Source organism: Chloracidobacterium sp. (assembly GCA_016711345.1).
In the GTDB taxonomy this organism is placed as follows: Bacteria; Acidobacteriota; Blastocatellia; order Pyrinomonadales; family Pyrinomonadaceae; genus OLB17.
Genome location: JADJTD010000001.1, coordinates 1,209,367 through 1,221,715 on the forward strand (window position 1 = coordinate 1,209,367; position 12,349 = coordinate 1,221,715).

A 12,349-nucleotide genomic window follows, 5' to 3' on the forward strand; every position below is an offset into this window, starting at 1 on the left:
ATTAAGACACTATTTTTTTTAATTTACACTTGACTTTTATTTTTATCTGTGAAACACTATTGCATTATGAAAGCAAATTGGAAAGAAGTTCCGAACGGAGACATTATGCCGCAATTTGCCGGGATCTATGTGACGATGAATCCCAAAGGCCAAATAGCGATGAACAAGGCGACCTACGAGCTGCTCGACAAACCCACAGCATTTTTGATCTTTTTTGACGAGGTTAATAACCGCATCGGCCTGCAGCCGTCAGGACTTTCAATAAAAAACTCCTTCCGGGTCTGCTCCTACAGCCGCAATGGCATCAAGGTCCGGGCTTACCGCCTCATCCGCGAGTACCGGATCGACCTGCCGCAGACGATCCTTTTCCCCGATGCCGAGATCAACGAAGACGGTCTCCTCGTCCTCAACCTGCGCACCGCCTACGTACCGCACCGCGTCATCAACCATTACCGCAACCGTAATAAGTACAAAGACAAGAATTCCAGCAGCCGAATCAAGCCCGCGGAGCAGGCGGAATAATTGTAGCCACACGTGGAGAGTTTTTTACCTAAGCGGGAGGACGATCACTCCGAATGCGGAAGCCCGCACGAAGTAAGGGCGTTCTCGGTTACTAATCAACAAGGTCGAACGGCAGGTCACTCTGGCAATAAAGTACGTAATCTATCGCTCCGCTAACATGCCTAGGTTTCCAAAGATATCGACGGCTCCTACCTCGTGACCATACTTTTGTATCCGAAGAGATCAGCAATGCCTCTCGAAGCATTTTCGTTGCGTTCGCCTTTAGTGCGTCCGCTAATCGTTCAGGCTTCATCTGAGCAGAAACGACCGCGTGAGCGTGATTTGTTCTTACGTTAGCTGCTCGTAAACCGTAACCACGACGTTGGCAAAGTTCTTTGAACGCCAATTCAACAATTCGTCGCATAGGTTTTGTAAGAATGAAAGGAGGTTGTTTCATTTCCTCTTTCATCGCTAATTCGAATTCGGGTTTCGGCTGAATTCTTGGCTTGCCGTACTGATTTCTTCCATCCCGTCCTATCGACTCGCGTTCATCACCATGTAACCATGTGCCGAAAGTGCGAAACGTCAAAAGATAAGCGATCGAAAATTCGTTTTCTTCACAAATCTCAATTCCGTAGTCGTCTTGCATATTTGTTTTTACAAATTATGCAACAGAATGGTTTAGCCTCAAAGTTTTGGCGGGGCTTAGCTTGTCGAAGGCTAAGAACGCCCTTACTTCGTGCGGGCTTCTGCATTGTGGATTCGAACTCATCAACTTTATCGATCTCAAGTATTTCATCGGGGCGCTTACTTACGTGCGGGCTACGGATGCGGAAGCGGTGGAGATCACATTTCCGGCGACCATTGTCATGGCCACGTCGCGGGAGTTTGATGCGAAGACCAACGCCGTATGGATGTCGTTGATCGGTTGCTGTGCGGCGTGGGTGAGCGAGATGGCTATGAGGTCGGCTTGTTTGCCGGGTTTGAGAGTACCGATGAGATGATCGAGGCCTAGAGTTTTTGCGCCGCCGAGCGTTGCTGTTTCGAGCATTTCTTTTGCCGTAATAAATCGCTTTTTGCCGGCGCGGTTTCTTGCCGCAAGAGCCGCGAAACGAGATTCTTCCAGCAGGTCGCAGACATTGTTGCTCGCTACCGAATCACTGCCCAAACCAACCGCGATTCCCTTATCAAGAAAAGCCTCGAACGGCGCATGTCCGTGGCCGAGTTTCGCGTTCGATTTCGGACAATGTGCTATTGAAGAACCGCTCTTGGCAATTAGATCGATATCAGCGTCACTAACTGTGACGCAGTGTGCGAGCAGGGGTTTGGTGCGGAGAACTCCGAGGCGTTCGAGATATTCGATCGTCGAACAATGTGGGCTTTGCCATGTAACGCCGTACTTTTTATAGACCTCAGTAAAAAATCCGATTCCGCTTTGTAAAAGCTCATCTTCATCAAGTGATTCGGCTGCATGAATGGTGAGGTTGATCTCATTCTGGGCCGCAAAGTCGGCTATAAGTTGAAAGAGCCGCGGACTTACGGTGTAAGGCGAGTGCGGCGAGATGCCAACCTTTACAAGCTCGGTTTCGGTTTCACGAAGTGATTCAAATTTGTCGATCAGCTTTTCAAAATCTGATTCAGCAGTCGCGTCATCGGGAGAAAATTCAGTTTCCTGAAACAAAATGCCCCGCAATCCAACCGACTTCAACGCCTCAAATCCTGCGACTCCAAATCTCCCAATATCGCCAAAACAAGTAACGCCAGCCTGAGCACCTTCCATCGCTCCGGCGATCGCGGCTTGGCGAATGTCATCATCCGACAAACCGGCTCGAATTTCATTTAGCTTTAACAGCCAGGCTGAAAAATCATGTTCGACATTGTCTAGTGCGCCGCGCATCGACGTAATTTCAAGATGCGAATGGCAATTTACAAACCCCGGTAAAATAGCAGCTTCGCCAAAATCCTCAACCTCAGCATCGGGAAATTGACCGACTATCTCTTGATGCATTCCGACCGCAACTATTTCACTGCCTTCAACAGCGACAGCACCGTGCTCGATCGGCGGGGAGGCGATCGGCAAGACATAGTTAGCGGTAAGGATCTTCATTTTATTGTTGAACGGGTTGAGCGCGGTAACGGGTGAGAATAGAAGTTACATAATTTTTTGTCGAAGGTATTCCTATGCGTTCAATAAAATCATTTTCTGAGATCGCTGCAGCATCAATATCTTTGGTCCAATCTTCGACGCGGCTCGCTCCGGCATTATAGGCGGCAAGCATCATCGCGGTTTCTGCCGGACGGCCACGGTAACTCTCTCGCATTTTTTCGAGATACCAGCAACCGACTTGAATGTTGCGTTCGGGATCGCGAAGAAGTTCGACAACATTTTCCGACGCCTGTTTTTCGTATTCTCGCAAACCGGTTTCTTTTGCCCAATCACGAGCAACGCCCGGCGTGACCTGCATTAGACCTACTTCTTCCGCCGCTCCGGTCTTCCATGCTCGGAAATATGTTTCTTCGTATATCAGACTCCAGACGAGTTTCTCTTCGAGGCGGTAAACGTGAGCTTGTCGCGTGATCAATTCATCATAGCGAGTCACCCAGTACTTAGGAAAAAAATATGCGCCGGCCAAACAAACAACCGCCATGACGAATACACACGAAATGATGTACCGGAGCATTATTAACCTTCCTTGACCTTTCGAGTGCGTCTTGGAGCAGTCGCGACCTTCTTGTAAGCAACCTTTGGCTCAAGAACAAGTGCGGATTCGGGCAGAACCTTACTTTGTGCAGGCGACGAACCGGCGCGCACATGTCCTACAAAAAGATCCATGTCGTAATCTGCTTCGAGAGCCATCTCGCGACGTATCTCGAGCAGCATCTCCAAAAATTTTGGCCTGCGATACATACCTTGTCCAAGGCTTAATTGTTATCCGCAGTGTGCGGGTTCGTCAAACGAACCTATTTCACAAACCCTTTATTGGATCAATGAGATCGCAGGAATATCACTAAAGACCGCTCCGGGGATCTCAAATTGCTGACCCTCGATCAGAAATTCTCTGAGTTTTTCATAGGGCATAGGTTTAGCAAAGAGGAAGCCTTGTCCGCCTTCACAGTCAAGCATCTGTAATTTTTTAAGCTGAGATTCGGTCTCGACGCCCTCAGCTATGACACCTAAATTTAGATTTCGAGCGAGGGTCACAATTGCACGAACGATCTCATCATTTCCGCCTTCGTCATCGATCATTGAAACAAAGGATCTGTCGATCTTTAGTTTTGAGATCGGAAGTTTCATCAGATAGCTAAGGTTGGAATATCCGGTTCCAAAATCGTCAATGTCGATTTCTATCCCTAAGTCACGAAGCCTGTTTAGCATCTCAACTGCCCGATCGGCATGTTCAAAAAACACGGATTCTGTAATTTCAAGTTTTAAGTCCTTCGGCAAAAAAGCAGTTTCATCGAGAATTCCCTCGATACTTTTGACCAATGACTGCTGGGCAAATTGCCGACACGACAGATTCACGCTCATAGATAATGGAACATCATTTCCTATCTCATCTTTTAACGACCCGATCTCCTGGCAGCCACGACGGAGCACTTGTTCGCAAAGCCGGTCGATAAGGCCTATCTCCTCGGCAAGCGGGATAAATTTTCCGGGCGACACTTTACCAAGTTTCGGATGGTTCCAACGGGCAAGAGCCTCGACGCCTTCGAGCCTTCCGGTTGCCAGTGCATAGATCGGCTGGTAGCAGACGACTATTTCCTCGCGTTCTACAGCACGACGCAAGTCTGTTTCAAGCTGTAATATCTCCTTGGCTGCACTGTGCATCTTTTCATCAAATACCTCGTGCCTTGCCTTGCCGGCGCGCTTGGCCTGATACATTGCTGTGTCTGCGTCGCGCATGATGTCTTCCGAGACAAGATGTTTTTCAGATGCGTGAAGTATTCCAATACTAGCCGAGCTGTAAACTTCGTGACCGCGAAGATTGAATGCCATTGCGAATTTCTTTTGGATCCTCTCGGCAATTCGTGTTACTTCGTTAATGTCGTATCTTCCTTGTACGAGAATCGTAAATTCGTCTCCGCCGAGACGGGCGACAATATCCTCGGGACGCATACATTCGATAAGCCTGGCTGCTATTTCCTTTAGCAGGTCGTCCCCGATAAGATGGCCCAAACTATCGTTGACATACTTAAAGCGGTCAAGATCGATAAACAGGACGCTCACCTTGTAGTCCTGAACTTCGCGGACCTTATCGAGGGCATCGCTAAGATGCTTCATGAAAAATGCACGATTGGGCAAGCCGGTCAATGCATCGTGGGTTGCTTCATGCTGCAGTTTCTCCTCGGCAGACTTTCTTGCTGTAATGTCCTGTATCTGAAAGATCAGATTAGGATGTTCAGATTTTCCATCGCTGGCAGTCGATACGCTCCAAGACGTCCAAACAATGTGACCATTTTTATGGATATAGCGCCGTTCTTTTTGATAGCTGGCGATCTTACCGATGAGTAGCTCGTGGACCTTGACCAAAGCATCACCCAGATCGTCCTGCATCATCATCGAATGAAAGTCAGAAGCCAAAAATTCCTCTTCCGAATAACCAAGGATCTTGATCATGGCGCGGTTGACCTTTAGCCATTTTCCCGCCGGAGCGACCAGGGCGATGCCGATCGGAGCATAATTGAACGCACTACGGAAACGCTCCTCCGACTCACGAAGAGCATCAGACTGAGTTTCTAGGACCTTGGCGTATTCTTCTGCCTGCTCAGCTTGCTGCATCGAAATCTCGACATTCTTCAGATACATTTTGTACGAGAGGAATACAAAGAAAATGACAGGTAGAGCTGCCAATACGATCCCAAGGCCCATTGTCTTGGTTAAGACTACAAGAATGCCCGCACCGGCGGCGCCGATAAAATAGGAGAAAAATGTCCAGACATATTTCGTCTTCCAGGTTTCCCACGGCGGGATGTTTTCCTTAAGCGATGCGTGTGTCGAAGCGAGAGCGGTATTGACTAGAAATTGAACAAGTGCGATCAGAGAAAGCGCGACAATTTGGTTGTCCCAAAAAAATGCACGTCCGTCAAATGTATTTTCAGTGTAGAGGCCAAACAACCTCAACACGACCACGACCACGGACGTCGATACAGCCATCGTAGCCGCATTAAAGAATACGGTGATCTTACGATTGCAAAAGCGCCATGCCGAGGCCATTGCCTCCACCGCAGCCAGAAGGATCGCGAACTCGCCACCATATAACAAGAGAACTAAAAAAATAAATGTGTCGGAAACCGAGACATGTGACTTAAACCTTGGTATCTGTACTGTGGCCCGCGAACCCACCGCGATAGTGAATACTGCAAGTAGCACCAGATAAAAATCGATCCGAGCAGTCTCGATATTTGTCAAGGCAAACAAAACGCACAGAGTCCCGACGACAATCACTGCCGCCATAAACCGTTCTGAGCTTTTTGACCTATCCATTACTAAAACACCTGCCTAGCACAAGACCATTCCAGACCCACAGGGCCGTTATAGTCATAAGAACTGAAAAAATATGGTGGCGAAGGAGTTGAACGGGAAAGACTTGTCCAAATATGCAAAAAAGAAGGCCGATTAACAGCCTTCTTAATTGTCGTCTATTTCACAATGTTTGTCTATTGTTTTCTTATGTTAAACAACTAGTGTCCTGGATTGATGTGTTTCCATAAGATCCGCTTTAAAGAAGTTCTTCCAACCGTGCTCGAAGTCTCCGCGGCTGAGCATTTATATGTTCCAATCGCAGTTAAAGGGTTCAGATTGGGAAGGATGTAGAAAATCCAATCGAATAGGCTTCTGCAATCGCTGGCGGCCGCACAGTTAGGGTGCCAGGCATCATAGATCACATTTCTAGGCCGGTTTTGATCATCGTTACGTCTGCAAGGTGATCGTGAAAAACGCTGGTCTGAATCTCTGACCACGGCGAGCCGCCGGCCAGTAATTGTCCGGCAGACGTCGCATCAACCGGTTTCGAAAACAAATACCCTTGGCCATATTGGCAACCCAACTTGGCCAACATAGCCTGCTGGCCATTTTCTTCAATACCTTCCGCAATCACCGATTTCTCCAGTTCGGAAGCAAGCGTGATTATTGTCTTGACGATCGCTCGGCTCTCCTTGTCCATCAACATGCGGCTTACAAAAGACTGGTCAACCTTTAGAACGTCAAATGGAATTCTGTGAAGATAGCTGAGCGAGGAATAACCCGTTCCGAAATCGTCTATCGATATCTTGACGCCGATATCCTTTAATTTCATTATCATCTCAATAGACATCAGAGTATTTTCCATGACAGTGGTCTCGGTGATCTCCAATTTCAGCGATCCCGGCATCAGCCCGGATTCGATCAAAACGGCCGTGATCGATTCGACTAAATTCAATTCGGCGAATTGTTTACCAGACAAGTTAACGCTCAGCGAAAGGTCTGGCATGCGATGTTCCTTCTTCCAGATCGCAAACTGATTGCAAGACTGGCTAAGGATCGAGAGTCCTATGGGGACGATCAACCCCGTCTCTTCCGCAAGCGGAACAAAATCCGCGGGCGACACCAACCCTCTTTCCGGGTGAAGCCAACGCGCAAGAGCCTCAAATCCGGCGATTTCCCCAGACTGAAGATCGATTACAGCTTGGTAGTAGGGCACGATATGCCCATTCTCTAGCGAACGTCTCAGCTCGTTTTCGATAGAAAGAGCGTTAACCGCCTTCGCGTACATTGACTTACTAAATATCTGATATCGCGCTTTTCCTTTCGCTTTTGCGCTGTACATCGCCGTATCGGCATCGCGCAATACATCCTCGGGACTTCGGTAACCTGTTTTGGAATAGGCAATTCCCATTGATGCCGACGAGACAAACTCATGCCCCCCAAGATTGAAAGGCTCATTCAGGGAGCCTTGAATGCGGTCGGAGAGCGCTGTTGCATCTTCAAGTGAGCTTATTCCATCCAAAAGCACTCCGAACTCGTCGCCGCCCAAGCGTGCTACGGTGTCTTCTTCGCGCAGGCAGGACGACAGTCGCTGGGCAAGATCGATGAGAAGTAGATCGCCATGGTCATGGCCCAGACTGTCGTTAACGATCTTGAACCGGTCGAGGTCAACAAAGATGACCGCATACTGATAATCCGGCGACATATTGGCTCTTTCCACCGCCATTCTCAAGCGGTCCGAAAACAAAGTCCTGTTTGGTAACCCCGTCAGAGCGTCGTGAAATGCGGCGTGATGAATGGATTCTTCGGCTTTCTTTCTATCCGAAATATCCTGAATCTGAAAAATCACATGACGCGGTTGCCCGTCGGCATCATGAACTACAGACGCACTCTGGAGAACCCAGACGGTGTTACCGCTCTTGTGACAGTAGCGTTTTTCGAGTTGATAATTAGATATTTTTCTATCTAACAACTGATATAGATTTGCAAGATCGTTCCCCAGATCGCCCGGATGGGTTATCGCCTGAAATCCCTTAACGAGCAGTTCTTCCTCAGTGTAACCGAGCATCGAGCAGAGAGATTCGTTAACCTGCATCCATTGTCCATCGGGATTGATAACGGCCATTCCGGCGGCATTGTCGAACGCATTGCGAAAATACTCTTCGCTTTCCTTCAAAGCACGGCTTATGCGTTCTTGTTCGGCTATGTGATGGGACAGTTCTTCTACATGTTTTTCGGCTAGCTCGGCCTGCTTAGCGGCCGCCGCGACATTTTTCAGGTAGGTAGTATATGTAAGATAAACAACCGTCACTATCGGCACAGATGCCAAAAACGCAAAGAGGCCAAAATGACCGATCATCTTGTCAATCAAACCGGCAGCCGATGCTCCGGCAAAGTAGGTGATCGATGTCCAGAGAAAGCTGTCTTTCCACATCTGCCATATCGGTTTTTTTGCTCTCAGAGCGACCGCAATGGCAACTAACCCTGAATTCATCACATATTGCAGCAGTCCCATTAGACAAATTACACCAACATATTTCGGCGTAAACTCAGGACCGCTTAGATCGCTGATCTGCCCGAAGAACAGACGTATCACGAAAACAGTGACAAATGTTGACAAGGTAAAGACCGCAACATTATAGGCAAATGTTAACGGATTCTTTGTTACTTTGCGCGAAGAAAACAATCCATCAGCCGCAGCCAAAATGATCGCGGCCTCTCCTCCGTAGAGAAGTATGGCAAGAAAAACAAACGTATTCGAAACGGAAATGTGACTCTCAACGCGAGGTATTTTTACGTGAACACGTGACGCAAATAGCAGCGTGACCATTGAGAATATCAAATAGCTTTCGCCCAACTCGCCGGCATTCACTTGAGACAGAGTGAATACAAGGGCCGCTAGACCTGCGGCCGTCACAAAAAGCATAAATAGCTTTGAGGCATCAAACCTGTTGGCTGTATTCATCAATGATCTTGGGTTGCGAAGCGAGAATGAGTGAGAGGTGGAGCGGTGTTAGTGTGGGTCAGTGTGCCACTGCACACGATTTTACTGTAGCACACGGTAGAATGTTAAACAATATTTATTTTCATCCTTGAATAGCGGGTTTCTAAGAAGAAAAAAGAAGGCCGGGAACCCGACCTTCTCCATTTAGCTAATTTGAACCAATATTATACGAACAACGTCGTACATTGATCGGTATTCTTATACCCTGCCCTTTGAAAGCTCTTGTGAGCTCCTTTGAAATCGACGTTGCTAAGCATGCAGATGTTCTCCACACGGTTTAGCAATTCGAGCGACAAGGCCGAAAGACACTTAGAGCCGGTACAATTTCCGCGGTAATCGGGCGAGACATAGATGCCTTCTAGGTAGATGGTGTTGTCGGTTTCAGCAACAATGTCTGCCTTGAAGACCATCTTGTCACCGTCGAGTGCGACGAAAACACGGCCTTGTTGTATCCGGCGAGCGACACGTTTGAGAAATCCCTCACGGTCACGGATCATCGGATCAACTCCGCTTTCGATAAACGCAACCTCAGCCTGAGCCTCGGCGACTTCCATCAAATGGTCCATCGTCGCATTCTCGATCTTCCACTCGCTTCTTTGAACCGCGAATGGGAACGAGATCTCAAACAATGCCTCGGTGCAGGTCAATCTCGGAGCGTTCACACCGCCGTCGAGATACTTCCAGAACCTTTCCGCATCGTCTCCGCTCGACATTATCAGGTGGATCGGCGTTTCTGCCTTTCTAGCCGTGATTGCAAGTGCCTTGAGGGCTTTATCCGAGCGGGCTTCGACAAGCGTCGAGTGACCGATCAAAGCAACTCCTTCGAGCACGCCGGATATATTCCGGTAACCGTAGAATTTGCCTCTGTTAAGGTCGCTCACGATACCGTTGTCTGTGATCCAGCTAGTCATGACCACCGTGTGTACCGGCCTGAAGCTAAGGAAATTGAGAACTTCCTTTGTGTCTTCCTGTCGCAACTCACTGACTCTCGTCATATCCGGAGCGACCATCAGATGGGGTGCGATCTTAGATCGCGGTGTTTCGTATATGTTTGCAGTAATTGGATTTAGCATTTTGTTTATCCTCCTTATTACATTTATTTGCTACGATATTATTACTGCATTCCCGGCGTATCATCTCCTAACAGAACACTGTCACCGATGGGCTTTTAACGAACTGGCAGCATACATGCGGTGTTGTCACCGACCATTGCGAGATGTGCCATGGTCGCGAATGTATCACCAACCAATACGCCATCGCCGACCAGCACGCCATCTCCTACAAGGACGCCGTCACTGACCAGGACGCCTTGCGAATTAACGATCGGCGTCGGGCTGCTAGCCATTGCGTTAGAGCTAAGCCAAAGTGTGCCGTCGCCGACGAGGACGCCATTGTTCTTGATCGCACCTTGATACAAGGTCATGTTTGTTCCTTGAGTAAGCGTTGTCGAGCGTGTAAGGGTGCTGCCTGAGAACGTCGTTCCATCACCGACGAGGACGCCGTTGGCGTACATTCCCTGCCATTTGGTCATCAGGTCGTTGCCGTGAAGGAAACCGAAATTGGTGATGACGCCCTTGCCCCAATAGATCGTCTCGCCCCAAATGGAACTTGTCTGAGATGTCGGAAGTGACTTCGATAGAAGCGCGGCCCCATTCGATGTCGGCAACGTCGTCTTAACCAGCCGGGCTATGCGAACGGCTCCATCGATGTTGAGTAGGCCTGCTCCCTGTTCGAGACTGTTAAAGCCCGAAAGCGGTTGTGCCGAGTACATCAATATGGCCTTTACCAGGTTGGGTGTAAGCTTATTGTTGACTTGCTTTAGGTTCATTGCCGCAGCGGCCACGATCGGTGCGGCCATCGACGTTCCCGACATATACATTACCTTCTCAGTATTGACGGTCGATGTACCGGTTCGGAGCATGGTCAATGTTCTGGCCAGTAGATTTTCCGTGCCGTTGTGATAGGCACGCGACCCGATTATTTTGTTTCCCGGAGCGACGAGATCCGGCTTTATTAGGTTGTCGTACTTTCTTGCACCGTTTGCAAGCGTTTTGTATCCGCGAGTCGGACCGCGCGAGCTGAACGTAGCAACCGTATCGTCACTGCGATACTCAGTTCCCAGCGTATTTGCTGCACCGACGGTAATAACCGAAGGCTCAATGCCCGGCGAACCGATCGTACCGTAGAGTTTTTCGCCGGTCAGGCTCTTGCCAAAATTTCCGGCTGATGCAACAACGACGATACCGGCGTTTACCGCACGTCGTGCTGCTAAACAGAGTGGGTCATTGGTGTAGCTGTCCCTTGCGGCTGTTCCCAGGCTCATGTTGATGACCTGGATGTTGTTTGCTGCCTTGTTCGCAACCGTCCAATCCAATGCGGCTATAAGATTACTTGTGGAGCCAATACCAAGGCCGTTCAGTACGCGAAGACTTATTACCGATGCGCCCGCAGACGGCCCAGTGTATGCCCAGTTGGCGAGACCATCGCCGGTAGCCATGGACGCAACGTGGGTTCCATGTCCATACGGATCGCCAGTTACGCCTTCGCCGGTGAAATCCTGACTATAAACGACCTTCACATTTCCATCGCTCCACTTTGAATTGCGGTGGTTTACGTCGATGCCGCTGTCGATCACCACCATCGTCCCAAAACTTCCATTGAGATACGTATTCGGATCGGCATCACCGTTATCCCAGATTCCTGGATTGTCATTACCGGTTGTGGCTGTAATATTTCCGAAAGACTGGACTGGCAGATCAGGCGAAACATAAGCGACGTTCGGATTCTCCGAAAGCTCCCGGATCTTCGACAGCGGAAGCACAGCACTTGCCATTCCAACCTTGGCGTAGGATTCCTTAACTCCCCCGCCCAACGAAATAAGGTCAGTAACAAGAATGCCCGCTATTTCCTGATTGCTTTCGGCTTCCTGAGCAAACATTTGAACTCGTTCTTTGTCGCTCATGTCGTTACCCGACATGTCGTTTAGACTGCTGTCAGACTTGTATCGGATAATTACCTTTTCCGATCTGTCGCCTATACGGCCCGAAAACAGGTCGTCAGTTTTTTCCTGCAGGTCCGGAGCGATCTTGCTTTGCGGAGCCTCATCGATCGGGTCGATCTGTTTCTCGGTCGCAACCTCTTCAGACCTGGCGTTCTTAAACGACTGGCCAATGACACTAAAAGAAACCAGCTGGATCGATAATGCTAATAGCACCAGCTTGGCAAAAGTTTGTTTGAATCTAAGTTTGTTGAACATAATATCCTCTCGTAAGGTTCAAAATTATTTCCGGCACACAGCCGTTGTCGGGAATATCTATTTCAACTCTCGTGCCAAAGCGTTAAATGAAGCAATAACTAAGGTTGCGGGAATTTGAGGGCGC

General features: G+C 48.8%; 9 protein-coding genes. 1 reads left to right on the forward strand and 8 read right to left on the reverse strand.

Features of this window, described 5'->3' with window-relative positions; genetic code table 11:
- Positions 1-66 precede the first annotated feature (66 nt).
- Positions 67-522 (forward strand): hypothetical protein, encoded by a 456-nt coding sequence (locus IPL32_04960; GenBank protein ID MBK8465161.1) that lies wholly within the window; start codon positions 67-69, stop codon positions 520-522.
- Between the two features lie 91 nt (positions 523-613).
- On the opposite strand, the gene IPL32_04965 is transcribed toward IPL32_04960, so the two are convergent.
- The 8 genes from IPL32_04965 to IPL32_05000 all read right to left on the reverse strand — a co-directional run bounded on the left by IPL32_04965 (position 614) and on the right by IPL32_05000 (position 12,225).
- Entirely contained in the window at positions 614-1,150 is a 537-nt protein-coding gene (locus IPL32_04965; protein ID MBK8465162.1) for a transposase, read from the reverse strand.
- A gap of 162 nt (positions 1,151-1,312) precedes the next feature.
- Positions 1,313-2,608: an amidohydrolase family protein gene (locus tag IPL32_04970; GenBank protein MBK8465163.1), complete on the reverse strand. Its 1,296-nt coding sequence runs from the start codon at positions 2,606-2,608 to the stop codon at positions 1,313-1,315.
- A gap of 1 nt (position 2,609) precedes the next feature.
- The gene (locus IPL32_04975) at positions 2,610-3,182 is read right to left on the reverse strand and encodes a lytic transglycosylase domain-containing protein (protein ID MBK8465164.1); all 573 of its coding nucleotides are present in this window, start codon (positions 3,180-3,182) and stop codon (positions 2,610-2,612) included.
- Positions 3,183-3,184: 2 nt separating this feature from the next.
- Positions 3,185-3,382 (reverse strand): hypothetical protein, encoded by a 198-nt coding sequence (locus IPL32_04980; protein MBK8465165.1) that lies wholly within the window; start codon positions 3,380-3,382, stop codon positions 3,185-3,187.
- A gap of 96 nt (positions 3,383-3,478) precedes the next feature.
- Entirely contained in the window at positions 3,479-5,986 is a 2,508-nt protein-coding gene (locus IPL32_04985) for an EAL domain-containing protein (protein ID MBK8465166.1), read from the reverse strand.
- A 397-nt stretch (positions 5,987-6,383) separates the two neighbouring features.
- A complete protein-coding gene (locus IPL32_04990; GenBank protein ID MBK8465167.1) occupies positions 6,384-8,930 on the reverse strand; it encodes an EAL domain-containing protein in 2,547 nt (848 codons plus the stop codon).
- A 203-nt stretch (positions 8,931-9,133) separates the two neighbouring features.
- Positions 9,134-10,042, reverse strand: a complete 909-nt coding sequence (locus tag IPL32_04995; protein MBK8465168.1) for a hypothetical protein — start codon at positions 10,040-10,042, stop codon at positions 9,134-9,136.
- Between the two features lie 95 nt (positions 10,043-10,137).
- On the reverse strand, positions 10,138-12,225 hold the full coding sequence (locus IPL32_05000) for a S8 family serine peptidase (protein ID MBK8465169.1): 2,088 nt from the start codon (positions 12,223-12,225) through the stop codon (positions 10,138-10,140).
- Positions 12,226-12,349: the final 124 nt, after the last annotated feature.